The sequence below is a fragment of the Sporolactobacillus sp. BBK16-2 genome (assembly GCF_059878335.1).
In genome coordinates, this window is record NZ_CM187611.1 from 2083768 (window position 1) to 2100647 (window position 16880).

At 41.9% G+C, this 16880-nt stretch carries 22 protein-coding genes and 5 tRNA genes; 11 read left to right on the forward strand and 16 right to left on the reverse strand.

Going from position 1 to position 16880, the window contains the following annotated elements; genetic code table 11:
* Positions 1-254: 254 nt before the first annotated feature.
* On the forward strand, positions 255-557 hold the full coding sequence (locus tag AC6F33_RS10415) for an iron-sulfur cluster assembly accessory protein (protein WP_480948339.1): 303 nt from the start codon (positions 255-257) through the stop codon (positions 555-557).
* 79 nt (positions 558-636) lie between these two features.
* Here AC6F33_RS10415 and AC6F33_RS10420 read toward each other — a convergent pair whose 3' ends face one another.
* The 3 genes from AC6F33_RS10420 to AC6F33_RS10430 are packed head-to-tail and all read right to left on the reverse strand — an operon-like array spanning position 637 to position 3438.
* On the reverse strand, positions 637-1296 hold the full coding sequence (locus AC6F33_RS10420) for a DUF6320 domain-containing protein (RefSeq protein ID WP_255745344.1): 660 nt from the start codon (positions 1294-1296) through the stop codon (positions 637-639).
* Between the two features lie 3 nt (positions 1297-1299).
* Positions 1300-2568 (reverse strand): condensation domain-containing protein, encoded by a 1269-nt coding sequence (locus AC6F33_RS10425; protein WP_255745346.1) that lies wholly within the window; start codon positions 2566-2568, stop codon positions 1300-1302.
* Positions 2569-3438 (reverse strand): alpha/beta hydrolase, encoded by an 870-nt coding sequence (locus AC6F33_RS10430; RefSeq protein ID WP_255745347.1) that lies wholly within the window; start codon positions 3436-3438, stop codon positions 2569-2571.
* Between the two features lie 194 nt (positions 3439-3632).
* Here AC6F33_RS10430 and AC6F33_RS10435 point away from each other — a divergent pair, with 194 nt between their 5' ends.
* Positions 3633-4472: an aldo/keto reductase gene (locus AC6F33_RS10435; protein ID WP_255745349.1), complete on the forward strand. Its 840-nt coding sequence runs from the start codon at positions 3633-3635 to the stop codon at positions 4470-4472.
* 126 nt (positions 4473-4598) lie between these two features.
* On the opposite strand, the gene AC6F33_RS10440 is transcribed toward AC6F33_RS10435, so the two are convergent.
* Complete coding sequence (locus AC6F33_RS10440; RefSeq protein ID WP_255745351.1) at positions 4599-4907, reverse strand: DUF6506 family protein; 309 nt, start codon at positions 4905-4907, stop codon at positions 4599-4601.
* A 519-nt stretch (positions 4908-5426) separates the two neighbouring features.
* On the opposite strand from AC6F33_RS10440, the gene comGC reads away from it, so the two are divergent.
* The 6 genes from comGC to AC6F33_RS10470 all read left to right on the forward strand — a co-directional run bounded on the left by comGC (position 5427) and on the right by AC6F33_RS10470 (position 7635).
* Positions 5427-5753 carry a competence type IV pilus major pilin ComGC gene (gene comGC / locus AC6F33_RS10445; RefSeq protein ID WP_255745352.1) on the forward strand — a complete coding sequence of 109 codons (327 nt, stop codon included), beginning with the start codon at positions 5427-5429 and terminating at the stop codon, positions 5751-5753.
* The gene (gene comGD / locus AC6F33_RS10450; protein ID WP_480948341.1) at positions 5734-6192 is read left to right on the forward strand and encodes a competence type IV pilus minor pilin ComGD; all 459 of its coding nucleotides are present in this window, start codon (positions 5734-5736) and stop codon (positions 6190-6192) included. Before comGC ends, comGD begins: the two co-directional genes overlap by 20 nt.
* The gene (locus AC6F33_RS10455) at positions 6176-6505 is read left to right on the forward strand and encodes a hypothetical protein (RefSeq protein WP_480948342.1); all 330 of its coding nucleotides are present in this window, start codon (positions 6176-6178) and stop codon (positions 6503-6505) included. The genes comGD and AC6F33_RS10455 overlap by 17 nt, the downstream gene beginning before the upstream one ends.
* Positions 6502-6942, forward strand: coding sequence for a competence type IV pilus minor pilin ComGF (comGF, locus tag AC6F33_RS10460; protein ID WP_480948343.1), 441 nt, complete (start codon positions 6502-6504; stop codon positions 6940-6942). The genes AC6F33_RS10455 and comGF overlap by 4 nt, the downstream gene beginning before the upstream one ends.
* Positions 6917-7327 (forward strand): competence type IV pilus minor pilin ComGG, encoded by a 411-nt coding sequence (gene comGG / locus AC6F33_RS10465; RefSeq protein WP_480948344.1) that lies wholly within the window; start codon positions 6917-6919, stop codon positions 7325-7327. Before comGF ends, comGG begins: the two co-directional genes overlap by 26 nt.
* A gap of 104 nt (positions 7328-7431) precedes the next feature.
* Positions 7432-7635, forward strand: coding sequence for a YqzE family protein (locus tag AC6F33_RS10470; protein WP_480948345.1), 204 nt, complete (start codon positions 7432-7434; stop codon positions 7633-7635).
* 43 nt (positions 7636-7678) lie between these two features.
* Here the strand turns inward: AC6F33_RS10470 and AC6F33_RS10475 are convergent, their stop codons facing one another.
* The 3 genes from AC6F33_RS10475 to AC6F33_RS10485 all read right to left on the reverse strand — a co-directional run bounded on the left by AC6F33_RS10475 (position 7679) and on the right by AC6F33_RS10485 (position 10185).
* Complete coding sequence (locus AC6F33_RS10475; RefSeq protein WP_255745362.1) at positions 7679-8401, reverse strand: class I SAM-dependent methyltransferase; 723 nt, start codon at positions 8399-8401, stop codon at positions 7679-7681.
* Between the two features lie 136 nt (positions 8402-8537).
* Positions 8538-9170, reverse strand: a complete 633-nt coding sequence (locus tag AC6F33_RS10480) for an MBL fold metallo-hydrolase (protein ID WP_255745363.1) — start codon at positions 9168-9170, stop codon at positions 8538-8540.
* 40 nt (positions 9171-9210) lie between these two features.
* Positions 9211-10185, reverse strand: coding sequence for an ROK family glucokinase (locus tag AC6F33_RS10485; protein ID WP_480948347.1), 975 nt, complete (start codon positions 10183-10185; stop codon positions 9211-9213).
* Positions 10186-10385: 200 nt separating this feature from the next.
* Between AC6F33_RS10485 and AC6F33_RS10490 the strand changes: the two genes are divergently transcribed.
* Positions 10386-11234: a hypothetical protein gene (locus AC6F33_RS10490; RefSeq protein ID WP_480948348.1), complete on the forward strand. Its 849-nt coding sequence runs from the start codon at positions 10386-10388 to the stop codon at positions 11232-11234.
* A 5-nt stretch (positions 11235-11239) separates the two neighbouring features.
* On the opposite strand, the gene AC6F33_RS10495 is transcribed toward AC6F33_RS10490, so the two are convergent.
* From AC6F33_RS10495 to rpmG, 3 genes are all read right to left on the reverse strand, one after another.
* Positions 11240-11395 carry a hypothetical protein gene (locus AC6F33_RS10495; RefSeq protein ID WP_255745369.1) on the reverse strand — a complete coding sequence of 52 codons (156 nt, stop codon included), beginning with the start codon at positions 11393-11395 and terminating at the stop codon, positions 11240-11242.
* A 55-nt stretch (positions 11396-11450) separates the two neighbouring features.
* Positions 11451-12032: a 5-formyltetrahydrofolate cyclo-ligase gene (locus AC6F33_RS10500; RefSeq protein ID WP_500777075.1), complete on the reverse strand. Its 582-nt coding sequence runs from the start codon at positions 12030-12032 to the stop codon at positions 11451-11453.
* Positions 12033-12180: 148 nt separating this feature from the next.
* Positions 12181-12330, reverse strand: a complete 150-nt coding sequence (gene rpmG / locus AC6F33_RS10505; RefSeq protein WP_255745372.1) for a 50S ribosomal protein L33 — start codon at positions 12328-12330, stop codon at positions 12181-12183.
* 292 nt (positions 12331-12622) lie between these two features.
* On the opposite strand from rpmG, the gene AC6F33_RS10510 reads away from it, so the two are divergent.
* Entirely contained in the window at positions 12623-12829 is a 207-nt protein-coding gene (locus AC6F33_RS10510) for a hypothetical protein (RefSeq protein WP_253065607.1), read from the forward strand.
* Between the two features lie 5 nt (positions 12830-12834).
* Positions 12835-13374 (forward strand): hypothetical protein, encoded by a 540-nt coding sequence (locus AC6F33_RS10515; RefSeq protein ID WP_480952861.1) that lies wholly within the window; start codon positions 12835-12837, stop codon positions 13372-13374.
* 410 nt (positions 13375-13784) lie between these two features.
* On the opposite strand, the gene AC6F33_RS10520 is transcribed toward AC6F33_RS10515, so the two are convergent.
* From AC6F33_RS10520 to AC6F33_RS10545, 6 genes are all read right to left on the reverse strand, one after another.
* Positions 13785-15854 carry a peptidoglycan D,D-transpeptidase FtsI family protein gene (locus AC6F33_RS10520; RefSeq protein WP_255745377.1) on the reverse strand — a complete coding sequence of 690 codons (2070 nt, stop codon included), beginning with the start codon at positions 15852-15854 and terminating at the stop codon, positions 13785-13787.
* 533 nt (positions 15855-16387) lie between these two features.
* Positions 16388-16477, reverse strand: a tRNA-Ser gene (locus AC6F33_RS10525).
* An 8-nt stretch (positions 16478-16485) separates the two neighbouring features.
* Positions 16486-16562: transfer RNA gene (locus tag AC6F33_RS10530), tRNA-Ile, on the reverse strand.
* A 3-nt stretch (positions 16563-16565) separates the two neighbouring features.
* Positions 16566-16638 (reverse strand) — tRNA-His (locus AC6F33_RS10535).
* A 23-nt stretch (positions 16639-16661) separates the two neighbouring features.
* Positions 16662-16735 (reverse strand) — tRNA-Met (locus AC6F33_RS10540).
* A gap of 1 nt (position 16736) precedes the next feature.
* A tRNA-Asn gene (locus tag AC6F33_RS10545) sits at positions 16737-16811 on the reverse strand.
* Positions 16812-16880 lie beyond the last annotated feature (69 nt).

The following is a 16880-nucleotide window of genomic DNA, read 5'->3' on the forward strand; positions in this document are numbered from 1 at the left end:
AATGATCGCTCACCTCAAAAAGTATCAATTTAACAATTAACGTTCCATGTTATGTTTTGGTTTCACAAGATATTCGTTATCTATAAGATATATGAGTGGAAGCAATTTAACAAGAATTTATTAATAGAGAAGTTTCAGATAAACAAATGATATTTCAGCATCCATTGGAAAATATGGCCTTTTTGCACGACTTTTTCTTTCCAATTATGGCATAATAAGACAGTGATCTAGAAAATAAAAGAGGCGAATCGATAATGAAATGCAAAGTCAATCGAAATGCAGCAAAAGTAATGAAAACAATGCTTGAGAATGAGGATGCGCAAGGACAAATGCTGCGTGTGATCGTGACAGAGAATCATGGAGATCATGCCCATTATGCATTGACTTATGGGGTACCGACTGAACACGATGAAATTGTTTCTACAGACAAAGGAATCGATGTCCTATTAGATAAACGTGAGGCGCTCCTTGATGGCGTTTGGATTCAATTTTTTTATGTCCCTGAACCAGGATTTGAAATCATTAATCCATCAAAAGGAGATCACAACCATTTCTAATGAGACCGCAAGCACATGATACATGCGACTGTAACCAATGCGGGAACTGATAAGAACTTTTTCCTCATTGAATCAATCCTTATACATGAAAATTTTTCGCAATCTCCTGTAGTACGTTCTTACCTTCAAACAAAATGAGTGCCGATAGAGACAGTACACTTAGCGAAATACAAATAACGGATGGAATGATAAATCCGACTTGCCCCGTGAAGTAGAGGATAAGCGGTACAATTCCAAATACAATGTCAATGATAAAATAGACGATGTAATCCTCAGCCGGCATTTTCGTGACCTTAGCAATAATTGCAAGTGAAATCATCGCAACGCTGCAGGCAATAGGTATCACATAATTCAGCGACCATCCTCGCCAACTGGTAAACCAGTCCCATCCGAGGCTTAAGGCTGATAGAATAAAGACCTGAGCAGTGATGTTATTTGGGATATTGTCTTTTTTTTGCAGTGCATAAATCAAGCTGATCCAGAAACATCCGATTCCCACGGCGACAAACAGCGACCAAAAACCGCTATCAGGAAGAATAAGGTTGACAGCAACACATAGGACGCCAATCATAATAGTCACGAAAATCAGCAGTTTAAAAAACAGTTCGTACTGTCTGTAAATGGTGGGAACGAAAGGATAAAGCTCTTCTTCATCAGTTCCTGACAGCCTGCTTTGACACAAAGGACAATTTGCGTCTTTTCCACGAATGCTTACTTTGCATTTTCCGCAATATTTCATGTCTTAGCTTTCCCCTTCCTTCATATTACCCGTGGGACTCGTTGTGATTTCAACTTCAGCGCCCATACTCGTTAAGGTTCGAAAAAATCGTCTCTGAATCTCCGAACTGACAAAAGGTGATGAAAAACTGATACTCAAGCGATCTTGAAAAGAGCACATGCAGACTTGAAGTTGATTGCTCCCGTAACAAATGTCAAAGGATCGGATAAAGGCCTCCAACTCCTTTGGCATAGAAACAATGCCAAGATTTGAAAAACCGGCCGTCTTCCTGCGTGCCGCGTAGTGATAAGCCACTTTTAATGCAGGATCCTTCACGATAAGTGGTGTGATACGAGCAAAAATATTATGTTCCACCGCCGAATACGTTTCAATCACCTGAGAAAGCTTCTCTTTGGATAACCCAACACGCAAGTCATCACTGATCTTCTTCACAACATCCTCAAATGTCCCGTCATGGTGCCAGTAATCGTATCCGATTAACAGGACACTGAAAAAATTCCGTGCTGAAGCGGAAGGGAAATGGCTGCGCAGATTAACAGGAATATCAAGAACAATCGGCCTTTTCTTTGCCCGTTCGGGAACCGTTTCACTAATGGCATTCATCAGGCAAGCAGCTAGAAAAACAGTAAGTGTCGTGTGATGACGATGTGCCGCATCAAGCAATGGCTGAATTTTGATCAAGCCAGTCATGATTTTCAACCGATCCTCAGGGTATTTGTGACCGCGCAGACGACAAGCAAATACTCGTCTTGTCTGTTTCTTTCTTGAAGAACCCCGATAGTATTTGCGAAAACTATCGTCACTCATCTGCGTTGCTGAGGCATCGAAGTCTAGGCTCGGTTCATCTATTTGATGGTATTGAGACAAATACTTGGTAATCAGCGTCCGAAGAAAGTGCATCGCTCCCGTTCCATCCGAGAGCACATGGTAAACCTCCAAATTGATTCGATTTTTAAAGTAGCTCACATCAAAAAGCAGATTTTTGCTGTTTTTTCTGTACAGTGCCGCACATGGTTGCGTATTTTCCTCATGAACAACCGGCTTTCTATTCGTATTTTCAAGATAATACCAAAAGAAGCCGCGTTTCAATACCGACTGATAAACACGAAAAATTTGTATGGTTTCATCGAGCGCACTCTGCAAGCTCACCGGATCAATTTGTTCGTATAATTCGCAGGAGATTCGGAAAACCTGCGTGTCCGCTTTTTGTGCGGCGGCAGGAAAAATAAGTGCCGCATTATCCAGACTGCTCCAATTATGGTCCGTATTCATTCACTCCTTAAGAAATACATTGATCAGTTGATAACACTGTTCCACTTGAGCGGTTTGCAGTGAAAAAGAAAAAAAACCATGCAGAGCGTCTTTTATTCGATAAACAGCAACATCATTGCCAAACTCTTTTAATTTCTCTGCATAAGCTTCTCCTTCGTCCCGAAGCGGATCCAGTTCAGCAGTAATTATTAATGTCTTAGGCTGACCTTTCAGGTGATCAGATAACAGCGGTGCGAAATACGGACTGTTCCGATCCTCCTTATTTTGAACATACAGATCTTGATAATCCTGTATCTTCTTGGATGTCAACAAATAATCTGTACCGTTTTCGGTGATCGAAGGAAATGGAGAAACCTCGCTATGATCATTATAGGTAGACGGATAAAGCAATATTTGCTTCTCAACCTGAAACTCCTCTCGATCGGCCGCCATGAGACTGACCGCCGCAGCGAGCGACGCGCCGGCACTGTCACCCATCAGTACGACCTTTTCACCAGATGCTTCGAGCGGCTTGTCGTATAAAAAAAGTTCTCGGGCAGCCTGGTAGCAATCCTCAACAGCGTAAGGAAAAGGGTACTCAGGCGCGCGCCGATAATCCACCGAGAGCACCCGACGACCCGTCCTATCAGCAATATGAGCACAAATTTTAGTATAGCTGTCTATCGTTCCGCTCACCCATCCGCCGCCATGAAAAAAAAGGATCATTTCTTCTGTCTGGAGTACTTTAGGTGCAAAGAGTCGAACCGGTAAATCATAGCCATCAATCGTTATTTTATGATCCCACATTTTAAATCGCGGGTTAAACGATAAATGCAGGAGATTATTAATCATCCGGTCAACCCGGTAATATTTTTTAACATTTAACTCCATACGAGAGATCACCTTCAGCATCGCTCGTATCATTGGATTGATTGCGATCCGAATCAGCACCTTTCAAATGCACAGATATAGTTATTGTATCATCCTGCTCATTCGTTTGACAGAAGGTCATTTAATATGCACTTTGTTAGACTTGGAAAAATGAGGATGTTAAACTTAATGTGATGAAGGAGGAGAACTATTCAATGACAACCATTCCACAAAGAACACTTAACGATGGATTAGTATTGCCCGCTGTTGGTTTCGGTACATACCAACTCAACGGCGCATCAGGCATTAATTCCATATTAAGCGCAATTGACACAGGTTACCGTTTACTTGATTCAGCATTTAATTATGAAAATGAAGGTGCGCTTGGTGAAGCTGTACGCCGCAGCTCCGTATCACGTGAAGAATTGATCATTACCTCCAAATTACCCGGACGTCATCATAAATATGATGAAGCAATAACGACAATCCAAGAATCTCTCTTTCGTGCAGGGCTGGACTACTACGATCTGTATCTGGTCCACTGGCCGAATCCAAGCAAGGACTTGTATGTGGAAGCATGGCAGGCATTAATTGATGCACAGAAATGGGGCTTGATCCGCTCAATCGGTGTCTGCAACTTCTTGCCTGAGCACTTGGATCGACTCATTAAAGAAACGGGTGTCACCCCAAGCGTCAACCAGGTCGAACTGCACCCTTATTTTTCACAGGAAAAGCAGAGAGCCTATGACAAGGAACACGGAATTGTAACTGAATCCTGGAGTCCATTGGGGCGGGCAAATAAGTTGCTTCAAGATCCAAGCATTAAAGCAATTGCGGATACACACGAAAAATCCGTGCCACAAATTATTCTGCGCTGGCATTTACAACTCGATGCGTTGCCGTTGCCAAAATCGTCTTCACCAAAACGCCAATTGGAAAATCTTTCTTTATTTGATTTCTCACTCAGCGATGAAGAGATGCAAACCATCGGCAGACTAAGTCATCCGGATGGACGAACCTTTGATCAAGATCCCGCTCGCTATGAAGAATTTTAATGAATTTCAAAAGAACGACTGAATGGGCTTTATGCTCGTCAGTCGTTTTTTTATAAAGAGTTAGAGGAATAGTGTAAGTGCGACGGCGACTTCGCCAGAGGTTTGGCAAAGCCAAGTTTTCTAATATTAACTGAATATCTCGTCACCGTTCTTAAATCCAAGGCCAGGATGGTGATCAAAACGCACAACGCCAACTGAAGCCCTTCCCCTTACTGCTGCAGCAACCCTGCCAACGCCTTCATTGCCAAATCCACCGCAAAGTTCGATTGCCTCTACTCCTATATCTGCTAATTCAACCGCCGCTTTTACCGCTTCATCATACGATTTTACTCCGACAACGTTCAGTTTGATCACCGGCGTGTCAATCAGTGCTTTCGCTTGTGCTGTATCAATTTTTGGTCCGATAAAAAGAAAAGCTGCTTTTACTTCTGCCATTTCTCTCATCCTCTCAAAATATTAATTTCCCTATTTAGCATAGCATTAATGTATACGTTTACAATGTGATCTAATTCATAATTTTTATCTTAATTAGGTCACTCAGTTACCATGACATTGTTCAACTATTTGCCACATAATTTCTGTTTATGGAAAAGGTAATTGTCAGATGGTGTCGAATATTTTACATAGTAAACTATCTTTTTTGAAATCAAATAAATATTATGGAGGTGTTCCCATCCTTAGCATTCATATTCCAAATTAGTGAAGGAGTTGATACAACGTTCAGATTCTCACTTTGCGAATACCATCATTTCTTTCTTCTCTGCTTCTGCTTTTCACCCAACCACTTTTGCAACGCTCTCACTTGAAAAAAATTCCACATTTAAAGTCCAAAAATAGGTAACTGTTGCTGCTGCATCAAGCACATCTGTAAAACAATTTCAACGTTCCAATGAGCTTCCATAGAGATTTTCATATACACTCCACTTTACATCCCACTATAAAGGAGTTCTTCGCATGCTAAAAATTTTCCGTAAATTCATTTTTATGTCACAACGCGGATTCACACTAATTGAAATGATGATCGTATTGTTTATCATATCCATCTTGCTTTTAATTGCGGTTCCGAATATGACCAAATCAAATGATGTTGTGATGAATAAAAGTACTGATGCAACGGTTAAGCTTGTTCAAAGCCAAATCGCCGCCTATCAAATGGACCATGATGGAGCTCTGCCTGAAAGTCTTGATGACCTCATGCCCGACTACGTCAACAGTATCAAGTCCTCAGATGGTACACCACTGAATTATGATGCGTCGACCGGTGAAGTCAGTGTACCATAAAGCATCCTTGACACAAGATTTTGGATACACGCTGATTGAGGTATTGATTGTCCTATCAATTGCCTGCATCATTACCCCTATATCTTTTCTTGCTTTTTCCCATCTATCTGATGAAGTCACGCTCAAACATTTTATGAGTGAACTTGACGAAAAAATTCATGATACACAGATTGCCGCAATAAGTGAATCTGACGTCCCTCGGATTGTCTTTAATAACCCTGAACATTTTTATTATGTTTCGTTTAAGAACCGAATCGAACGCATACAAATGAACCCTCGAATTACGATCTACAGCGGCTATCAAGAGAATTCGATCATGATTAATCAGTTGGGGCATTTTACAAATATAAAGACATTCACTATAACATTGGGAAGCATTCGTTATCGACTCGTATTGCTTCTTGGTCAGGGAAGATATTACTATGAAAAGACAATGTAATGAACGTGGACTTTTTCTCCCCGAAGCGATGACCGCACTCGCCATTTTCACTATACTGATCCTTACTGCCGTTCCTTTATTAGTACGCGTAGATCAAGAACGGCAGCTCATCAAACAGAGCCATGAAGCGATCAGTTTGCTAAGCTATCACTTAATGTCGTGGAAATCGAATGGAGCGCTGTCTGCTGAACCGGAAACCTCACTAGATTTCCACATTGAGTGGATCGAACAAAACGAACACTCAGCATATTTGAGCATCAGTTGGGATTACGAAGGACGCAAGCATAAGATCACTGGGGAAGCCAAACGATGAAGAATCAAGCGGGATATACTTTGCTGTCTATGATGCTGGCCCTCTCTATTTTCCTAATTATTATTAGCCTTGCAATTGGTGTGACTCAATTTATGAATCAGCGATTTCAACTACGACTGGATACACAAAAGGAAACACGCATATTTTTCATGCAAACGGCAACAGAATTACATTTCTCTCAACACGTATCTTGTTCAACTGATCATCAGACGCTGACTATGAAAAAAGGTACAGACCGTGTAAGTTACACATCTTTGTCAAACGGACGTATCATCCGTCAGGTGAACGGCGCGGGTTATGAAATTGTTCTTCAGCAGGTCAAACATGCAGCGTTTCATTCTGACGGTGAATTTGTTTCAATTCGCGTAACAGATAAAGCAAACCGAAATTATTATTGGGATGATCGACTCTATGTCAAGGATGATGCCGGTGATTAAAGGACGTCAAAGTGATCAGAACGGATTTGTTTTACCATTAACGATGGTCTTGTCGCTCATACTGCTCGCTTTTGTATTCCATGCACTGCTGGTGCTGACAAGCGATCGGAAATTTTATCAGCATTCATATGCTCAATTTCAGCTTCAACAAATACGTGAATGCGCGCTTATTGATTTTGAACACGAACTAGAGCAGCGATCGTTATCCGGACAAGGAACACTCATTTATCGCAACGGCACTGTCGCGTTTAATGTTACAGAAAATGAAGAAACAGTGATCATTAAATTTAAAGTTATTACTGACGATCGTAAAGAGATCGATCAAATCACTTATTCCAAAAAAAGTGGAAAACCAATCAAGTGGTCGGAACAATTAAACCAATGAACTCCTGTCTTCGAACGTCAAAAAGTAATTATGCTTGTCGATCATGAATCATCCGTTCTCTTTTTGGGCAAAATGAAACTAAAAAAGAGAAGGGGCAAGTGCTCATGAAATCCGAAGATTATGTTCGTTTTTTAACCGAGCAGTTTGTTCGCTATATGGAAACGCCTCGTGAAGAAAGAGAGAAGGCGCGCATGGAACATAAGGCGAAACGCCCGCCATTACGCAACCAGCTTTTCGGACAAATTCCCAATGCGATTGAGAGTTACACGGAGCAGATCAGCGAACACTTAAAAAAAAGAAAAAAATGACCCGGATACGTTTTGTTCGTATGCCGGGCATTTTCCGTTCTATTTAGTCACTTGGCTTGCTCATCGTGAATACGCGGTACGTAAGCACATCTTTAAATTTCTGCATCATTTGCATATGTTCAAGCCAAACTTCAATTGCTCCTTCATCAATGATGCTTGTCAAATTATAGGTTGGAAGTACGTCCCCTGAATGTGTTTTAATTTCATTGGCATGAAAGGATTTCAGGTTAATGAATCCTGCACTCTTCCAAATAGACAGCCACTCGTTTTCAGTCCGAACATCGCTCACACCGTATACAGATTCGATCAACCGTTTATCTTGCTCATTAGGCTGCTTCTCGACAGTCATTTCTATTGCAGCAAGCTGACCCTCAGGCTTCAATACTCGATAATATTCAGGCACTGAAAGCGATACATCGGTAAATGCTGTTACGGATTCTGACAATAAATAATCAAAATAGTTGGATTCAAACGGCAGTTGTTCAGCAGAGGCTAGAACAATTTTTGGAGCGGAAGTACTCACTGCCGCACGAGCCTTTGCGCGTTTCACCATACCCGGATGCAGATCAATACCTGTTACATCAGCATGCAATTTCTCGGCGATGAATACCGTGGTCGCACCGGTACCGCATCCTACATCAAGCAGGCTGCTATTCTTCCTTATTGACAGCTGCTCAATAATCGCTTCGGTCAGGCCATGACCTCCTGGATGTGCATTATCGACAGCCAATTTCGCAAGGAAATCAATATATCGATGGTTTGGCACACTACATACCTCCTTCGCTGCTTCTCATACTGCCTATCTTATGAAAAGCAATGGTTAGGTGCGCCTGCACTATGAAAGAAAAACAACGGCCCAGCCAATTATTATGGCTGAGTCGCTGTTTTTTGTATGTTTATATTTATGTCAAAAATGGATTGTTCTCCGCTTCGTCTTCGATTGTTGTCGATGGTCCGTGACCAGGACAGACTACAATTTCATCAGGCAGCGTCATGAGTTGCATTCGGAGGCTCGTCAGTAGTTGGTCATAATCTCCGCCATATTGATCTGTGCGCCCAATACTTCCTTTAAAAAGTGCATCACCGCAAAAAACAACTTGATCTTTTTCAAAATAAAAAGATACGCCACCAGGGGAATGACCCGGAGTATGCAGAACGGTGAATGAGAACGGACCAATGATTATTTTTTGATGATCCGTCAGCAAATGATCCGCCTTACGTGCCGTAATTGAACCAGTCACAGGAAAATAAGCGGATCCATTCTTTTTCGGATCTTGCAGCCAATCCGCTTCATTCTCATGAACGGAAACAGAGAGGTTCCAATGATCCCGTACATCATCCAGCGCGCCAATATGATCAAAATGTGCATGCGTCAGTAGAATGGCAATAGGATGCAACTGTTCTCGTCCAATGATGGACTTAATCTTCTCAAATTCTCCTCCAGGATCTATGATCAAACATTCTCTTGTTGTCTGATCAAACACCAAATAACAATTTGCTTGAATCGGACCAACGGGACATACAATCCATTTCATAGAAACCGACCTTTCTATTCAGTAACGCAGATCATTTAATTTAGTTTATGGCATTCTGCTTGATTTTCTGAATGCAGAGCCAAGCTGCACCGATGACACCTGCATCATTGCCTAATTTGGCAAGGTTGATCGTGCATGCGTCAAACACTCGCGGCAATGAAAAGCGCTTAAAATAATTAGTCAGCGGATCAATAAGTGTATCCCCTGCATGTGACACCCCGCCACCAATAACAATTTTTTCCGGATTGATGGTCACAGCAATTGATCCAAGGGCAAATCCGAGATAATAAGCTGCTTTTTCGGCGACCGTTGAGGAGAGAGGATCCTTCTTTGCAGCACAGTTAAAAACATCTTCAGCAGTAATGTCTCCTTTACTTTCAAAAATATCGCGAAGAATACTCACTGAGTCATTATAGTCAAGAGCGTCTAAAGCCAGTCTTCGAATGCCAGTCGCTGAAGATACTGTTTCAAGACAGCCTGTTTTCCCGCAGTTGCATGATGCGCCATCAGTTGGCATAACCGTGATATGTCCGATTTCACCCGCCATGCCGCTCACACCGTGCAGAATCTCACCATCACAGATAATGCCCCCGCCAACGCCTGTACCCAGTGTCACACAAATCAGGTTTTTAGCGCCTTGTCCGGCGCCGAGCCACATTTCTCCAAGTGCTGCCATGTTTGCGTCGTTATCAATCACAACCGGCAGTCCTATTGACTGCTCCAGCTCTTCTTTAAGCGGATAATCCTTCCAGCCTATATTAACAGCTTGATAAATAAAACCAGTGTCCATATTGATAAAGCCTGGAGCACCAATTCCAACGCCTCTAACTGTTGAACGTTCTAAATTAAATTGCTGCATTTTTTTAAGAACGCTTTCACTAATGTCGGAAGCAATGTGTCTCCCATTATCAATCGTATTCGTAGCGATTGCCCATTTGTCGATCATTTTCCCATGATCATCAATCAGAGCCATTTTTATTGTTGTACCGCCTAAATCCACACCAATATTAATCATATAAACGCACCGCCTATCAGAATAAATTCATCTTTTCATTTTCTCGCAAAAATCGATGTTTGCCAATATGTAACTTGTTAAGATTTATAGAAAAATAGTACTTGCTGAATCCAATCAACGAAATCAGTCCTGTCTTGGTCATGAAACGGACAAGTTTTGAATAGAGTAGACTATAGGTCTTGTCCGGAGGTTGTCTGATTATGCGCCCTAAAAAAGTACAAATCCTTACCCTGCTTATCACGGCAGCTGCTGTATTTTCATTGCTTGTTTTTCCATTTCTGCTTCTAGATCGTCCAACCATTACTTATTTCCCTGATAATCCGCGCATCAGCTTTGTAACAGCAGCGACGCATCTGGAATTTATTCCCGAGAATCAGCTTTTACGTATGCGAACTGCATCTGAAACGAAAGAACGCAACGATCTAATGCAGGATTTTTCTTTATTGTATCGTAATAATCAATTGGTTGCCATCGTAAACCGCTGGCAAAAAAATGTGCGGCAATTGTCTTCTTCCAAAGAATTGGACATGCTGCCGGGATTTTATGTTGGACTAACTGTTCACCAAGCCGAACAGCACATTGATCAATCGATTTTCGGTAAGGAACAGCTCTCCCAAGATTATCTCATGGCCATTAAAACAAATGGATCATTCCATCTTTATCGCGAACCGAGAACGCCGGAGGAAGCGAATCGACTTAGTAAGTATACACGTGAACTTGGCGTAAGTAGAGAGCAAATGCTTCGTCGTGCGGCCGCACAGTATGGCTTTCAAGTATCCGATTATCGAGTTATCCCTTTGGACGCATTAACCGGCGATTCGCTCACACATATTTTCCCTTTTGGAAAGGAAAAAGCTGAACGAATCACCGGTCAATTATGGGAAGGCCTTTATAAAAATTATGTACGCGGCATTCAACTTACTCAAACGCAGGCTGAATCCCCGCTCGGGAGTACGATGCCGCTTTTATTAGTTGCGCAAGATCATATGCTGATTATATTTGAAACAGCAAATCAGCAAATCGTTCTACTGAAACAAAATTTTTCTTGATCTCATCATTCAGATTCGTGCTGTTTCTGAATATGCTTAAAGAAAAGAAGATGTCCGGCAGCCAACAGGGCGAACTCAAACAAAATTTGCCTTCGCTTCATAAGAAATAAGGCTGTGAATGCCCATAGAATAGTCTCGATGATCACATTTCTTTTTGCCACACTAAGCACCCCGCTCTCAACTTACTCTGCTTAGTGTGGCTTATGAGCTTGGCTTTCATTCCGTTTCTTTGCTCGTATCATAAATATTCTTCTCGGTGATCATCCAATCCACACGCTGATCATGTGGTTCAATCGGTATGTCACCAATCATTTGACTTTCAAGTAATAAGGATACCGTGACCCCCTCATAGTCAGAGAGAAGCCGATCATAATAACCTCCGCCATAGCCGATTCGATACCCTTGATGATTAAACACAATCCCAGGCACAATAAGTAAATCAAGTGAGTCCTGAGTAATTGCCTCTGTTTTTGATGTATTCGGTTCCATTAAACCGAAAAAACCGAATTCCAGCTGGCTGAAGGTTTGCAATTCATAAAACGACAAAGTGCGGTTGTTCGGATTACACTTTGGGACAGCTACACGTTTTGCTTCAGTCCAGGCCTTTGTGATAATTGCCATCGTTTCTATTTCTCGGCCAATCGATAAGGTTACCCCAATCGTCCCTGCTCCATGCCACAACGATGTTGCAAACAAACGATTTCTGATCTGCTTACATTTTTCCGTAAATACATATTCATCTATTCTATCCATCTCATGGAGTATTCGGTTGCGTACTGCTTTTTTTTGTTTGTTCATTCTGTCCTCCATAGTTGAGATCTGATGAATTTAGAGCGATTGTTCAAAGACTGCGTTTCTCAAGTACAATGGGACAATTCAAGTCGTCCATACAAAAAGCCGCAAAAAACCCATAAGAGGTCCTTCACGGCTCTTTATTCAATCCATCTTACTTTGTTTCGCGATAAGTCACATATCTTCTCAGTTTTGGGCTGTACTTTTTCAGCTCAAGACGTTCTGGGTTCTTTTGTTTGTTCTTCGACGTGATGTAATCGCGATCACCGGTTTCGGTATTTTCCAAAATAACCTTAACTCGCATATTTATCCCTCCATTGCACTAAAAATCATCGTGTACAAAAACATACACTTTATCTTAACAAAAAATATCGAATGCTTCAACCTTTTATAAACGCATGTTCCCTTTTATTTTTAAATTGTTTATAGCCGTTCTTCTCAGTTTCCCCCAATTTTTACTATTTATTTTACAATCTTCTTTCTTTTTCGCCATAATTCTTCCGTAACCATAGGAGATGTGTTATAAATAACTATGGTGATTGTCATGTGATCGTTACATCGCATGAACCTCAGACAATGGTGAGGGGGGTAATGAATTGGGGTTTGTCATCTTGATACTCATGATTGTTGGGTTGACCGCACTTGCTGTTTCTTACTATAAGCAGGACAGTATTAAACAGGTAGAAGGTCAGCTTGAAGAAAATTCCATAACAATGATGCAAGAACTGTACAAGGTAAAGAAAAAAATTCGTGTGCTCGAAGAGGAAATCATGCTCGGGGACCAAGATCATTCTAAAGGGTGAACGCATTGACAAAAAATGAAATACGCGGTTTTGCCGCCGGCATCTTGCTGACATGCGCCGTTTTTGCTTTCTTCTATTACCTGATTTTCAATCAGGGAGAGCAGAAACCGGTAAAGGACGTAGCAAAGCAAACGCCGTTGACAGAAGCAACCGTAACTCAATATCTTGCCAGCCATCACCGTAAAGCGATTGATCTTGATGCCTACAATCAATGGCTGAGTGATACCCAGAAAGCTACGGAGCAAGCAAGCAAAGAAAAACCGAAGACGGACAGTGACAGCAGCAAGAAAAGCAGCGATAACTCTTCATCAAAGGCTAAGAAAACAACGTATAAGCTTCAAATTAAAAGTGGCATGACTCCTGGAGATATTTCAAGTGAGCTCGTTCGTGCGAAGATTCTTAAGTCGAATCAAAAACAGAATTTTGACTCCTATCTCCATAAAAATAAGCTTGAAAAATATGTACAGCTTGGCTCTTTCAGCGTTTCAAGCGATATGTCCATACAAAAGCTCGCTCAAGTAATTACGAAGAACCATAGCAATTAATTGAATAGACATTGCAAGGCAGGTTGATCAATAAATGATCAACCTGCCTTTTTGCGTACATATAGGAAGTGTCACAATTTCAAAAGTTGTACCAGAACATCACAACAGTTAACCAAAACAAATAAGAAGAACCGGGCAAAAAGCGCCCGGTCCTTAAATCATGCCGGATTTTGACTACGCTCCGGTTGCTCGCATCAACTGAACGCGACCGCGGGCAGTCCGGGAGCCTCCTCAAGCAAACTAATATCTGCGGGGTCTCCCCTGGCCTGCGATCAACAGAGCCGCTCCGCAGGAGTCTCGCACCTGCGCGTTTGGCTCACAACCTTTGGCTTTGGCGAAAATCATATACTTTCTTTCCTTGTAAAAAGAAACCGCTTTGCTGTTACTGCAGCGAAGCGGTCCTTCTATTTTTATTTACTTGTGTAATGATAATACTTGTCATATTCCTTATACATCTCAAGAGCAATTTCCTGGTTTTGATGACCTGTTCGTACCTTTGGCACAACAACCGAAATTGCGACTTGCGGATCATCATACGGTGCGTACGAAACTAAGGTTTCGTTATAGAGACTTTTATCATTTTCATTAATCTGAGCCGTACCGGTTTTTGCCGCGACTTTATACTTTTGTCCTTGTGTATAAAAAACACTACCTGTCCCACCGGTTCCGTGAGTAACAAGATATAATCCATGTTGAACACGAGCTAAGTCATGTTTATTATTACCGATCGTATTTAGCACGTTTGGTGTAAAGCTGTACACTGTATTGCCAAGCTTATCAGGATCGCTGCCCGGTTCATGAACCGATTCAAGCAAATGCGGCTGCATCCGATAGCCGCCATTGGCAATGGTCGAAATATATTGAGCCATTTCAATCGGTGTGTACGTATCATACTGACCGATCGCAAACTGATGAATTAGCCCTGAGTTATCCGGCATTCCGCCATTATATCCGGTGCCTTCGGTTGGCAGATCGACTCCGGTTTTAACGCCCATTCCAAATTGACTGTATCCATTTCTCAAATCATTAATTGCTTTTACAAACTTTGAACTATACGGCGAAGGAAATCTCGCATTATAATGTCCTCCTGCCGAGGTTAAAGAAATACCTGCCATATTCGAAACAATTGCTGCCATAAATATGTTCGATGAGTGCTGCAGCGCCGTTTCCGGAGTCTGCATCCCCAGTCCGCCTTGTTCCCATGAAGAAAAGGAATGATTGCCGCTTCCTGGATAGTCAATCTGCATGTCGTAAAAATGTTCCGGAACGGCGTGATGCTGAAAGCCAATGAGTTCAGTTGCCCCTTTGACCGCAGAACCCATTTCAAACTGTGAGGTGATTGCATCACTTGAAACATCTTCAAACTTTCCGTTGACATACTTCTTTCCACCAATGGCCAAAATCGCGCCTGTTTTCGGATTCATCATGACCGCGTAGGCACTGTTGTTCTGACTATTTCCAGCCATTGATCGGGCTTCTGATATTTTCTGTTCCAATACTTGATCGAGCTTATTTTGCAGCCTTATATCAATGGTCAGCTGTAAGTCATCACCACGCTGGCCTTCCTTAACCGTAGGATTCCCGACCGGAAGCCCTTTTTCAGTCTTATAAGTCAGCGTCATCGGAACGCCACGCAAATAATTTTCATATTGGTTTTCAAGATAGCTGATACCAACATCCGTGTTACGGCTGTATCCTTGAGCCAAATAACCGGTAATCTTATCCTCAGGTATCGGCCCCATCTTGCCGACGTAGAACGGTTTGTCTTTGACATACGTTCTTGAGGAAACATCAGCGGTCTGAATCGTTCCATTAAAATCGTTCAGGTGATCCACTACATCGATATATTCCTTATCAGCAACATTCAAGCCTCTTTTAATAATGTAAGGATTCAAATTGGATGCTTGATTAAATTCATGCTGGATCGCCATAATTTGAACGTCTTTTTTTGAATAGCCCTTTAGTTCGGACTTTGGGACTTTGGATAGAAGCAGCTTGTACAATTGACCTTGCTTCTTTGCGTATTTTTTCTGTTCTGCAGGCGTCAAGTATTTATTATACGCATCACTTAACTTCTTGAATTTGGTAAGGATATAATACTCGCGCTTATCCCTCGTTGAAATGCGGGAAATCGCTTTTCCATCCAAAGTTAAATAGTTGGAAAGCTTTCGAGCAAGTTTCAACCCCTTTTCCGCACTGATTCCGGCATTGCGTATATACACAACCGCCAGTTCAGCTTTATTATCCGCGAGCGTCACCCCGTTCGTATCAAAAATCTTTCCTCGTGCCGATTCAATTCGTGCCGATTGCGTATTGTTATCTTTTGCAAGTGCTTTGTAATAATCTCCTCTGACAATTTGAATGTAGCCAAGTCGGAGAATTAATCCGGCAAACGCCACAAACACGACAAGAAAGAGTATATTCAGCCTCATTGGCAAATTGTGCTTTGTTCCTTTATTTTTCACTGTTTCCTTAGCCACTTCTTCCCCTCCTTGGCGGCAAGTCCCAAGTACATCATCTCTTTTTGATGTGTCATGTACCAGCCATATGTATTCGTTACTCATTCCTATTTTTAGAACACGAAACTAAGATCATTCGGAAAAAAACACAGTGATTTCTGTTCATCAATAAAAATCCAATGTTTCAATAGTTCATGGCAAACCTATGTTTTATTTTAAAGTCGCACCGAAATCCTGTCAAAGAAATATCGCCTGTATTCTGACGTGAAATCGTATTATTTACGTATTTACCATCTTCAAGGTGAATAGAAACTGAGACCTGTCCACCAGACATGAAAACATGATCACGATACCGCATTCCCTATAACCATTTAGCTGAACGTGTTCAATGATATGACGGATGACTTTTATCATGATAAAAAAATGCAAAATCTGCGCAAAATGATTTAATTTTCTCTGCTTTTCTTTGACAATCGGAAAATAATAAAACACCCGGAAGTGCCTTTAAATGGCTACTTCCAGGTGTTTGCAGGATAATACTTATGTATAACCAACGGAGGAAGAGGGATTCGAACCCCCGCGAGCCGTGAAGCCCCTGTCGGTTTTCAAGACCGATCCCTTCAGCCAAACTTGGGTATTCCTCCATGTTAAGTGGTGGACCCTGTAGGACTCGAACCTACAACCGGACGGTTATGAGCCGTCAGCTCTAACCAATTGAGCTAAGGGTCCACGGGCGGTTAGTGGGGATCGAACCCACGCATGCCGGAACCACAATCCGGTGTGTTAACCACTTCACCATAACCGCCATTGTGAAGTGAGGTAAAAAAATAGCGGCGGGGGGGATCGAACCCTCGACCTCACGGGTATGAACCGTACGCTCTAGCCAGCTGAGCTACACCGCCATGGCTCCACAGGTAGGATTCGAACCTACGACCGATCGGTTAACAGCCGATTGCTCTACCACTGAGCTACTGTGGAACAAAATCAGAACAAGAATTAATTTATCACAAGCGCTGAGGCTTGTCAATAAAATCTTTTAATCATTAA

What these genes read in the sequence shown, in the direction of transcription:
- AC6F33_RS10415 (WP_480948339.1), top strand. Translation starts at nt 255, where the DNA reads ATGAAATGCAAAGTCAATCGAAATGCAGCAAAAGTAATGAAAACAATG.
- AC6F33_RS10420 (WP_255745344.1), bottom strand. Translation starts at nt 1,296, where the DNA reads ATGAAATATTGCGGAAAATGCAAAGTAAGCATTCGTGGAAAAGACGCA.
- AC6F33_RS10425 (WP_255745346.1), bottom strand. Translation starts at nt 2,568, where the DNA reads ATGAATACGGACCATAATTGGAGCAGTCTGGATAATGCGGCACTTATT.
- AC6F33_RS10430 (WP_255745347.1), bottom strand. Translation starts at nt 3,438, where the DNA reads ATGGAGTTAAATGTTAAAAAATATTACCGGGTTGACCGGATGATTAAT.
- AC6F33_RS10435 (WP_255745349.1), top strand. Translation starts at nt 3,633, where the DNA reads ATGACAACCATTCCACAAAGAACACTTAACGATGGATTAGTATTGCCC.
- AC6F33_RS10440 (WP_255745351.1), bottom strand. Translation starts at nt 4,907, where the DNA reads ATGGCAGAAGTAAAAGCAGCTTTTCTTTTTATCGGACCAAAAATTGAT.
- comGC (WP_255745352.1), top strand. Translation starts at nt 5,427, where the DNA reads ATGCTAAAAATTTTCCGTAAATTCATTTTTATGTCACAACGCGGATTC.
- AC6F33_RS10455 (WP_480948342.1), top strand. Translation starts at nt 6,176, where the DNA reads ATGAAAAGACAATGTAATGAACGTGGACTTTTTCTCCCCGAAGCGATG.
- comGF (WP_480948343.1), top strand. Translation starts at nt 6,502, where the DNA reads ATGAAGAATCAAGCGGGATATACTTTGCTGTCTATGATGCTGGCCCTC.
- comGG (WP_480948344.1), top strand. Translation starts at nt 6,917, where the DNA reads ATGTCAAGGATGATGCCGGTGATTAAAGGACGTCAAAGTGATCAGAAC.
- AC6F33_RS10470 (WP_480948345.1), top strand. Translation starts at nt 7,432, where the DNA reads ATGAAATCCGAAGATTATGTTCGTTTTTTAACCGAGCAGTTTGTTCGC.
- AC6F33_RS10480 (WP_255745363.1), bottom strand. Translation starts at nt 9,170, where the DNA reads ATGAAATGGATTGTATGTCCCGTTGGTCCGATTCAAGCAAATTGTTAT.
- AC6F33_RS10485 (WP_480948347.1), bottom strand. Translation starts at nt 10,185, where the DNA reads ATGATTAATATTGGTGTGGATTTAGGCGGTACAACAATAAAAATGGCT.
- AC6F33_RS10490 (WP_480948348.1), top strand. Translation starts at nt 10,386, where the DNA reads ATGCGCCCTAAAAAAGTACAAATCCTTACCCTGCTTATCACGGCAGCT.
- AC6F33_RS10500 (WP_500777075.1), bottom strand. Translation starts at nt 12,032, where the DNA reads ATGAACAAACAAAAAAAAGCAGTACGCAACCGAATACTCCATGAGATG.
- rpmG (WP_255745372.1), bottom strand. Translation starts at nt 12,330, where the DNA reads ATGCGAGTTAAGGTTATTTTGGAAAATACCGAAACCGGTGATCGCGAT.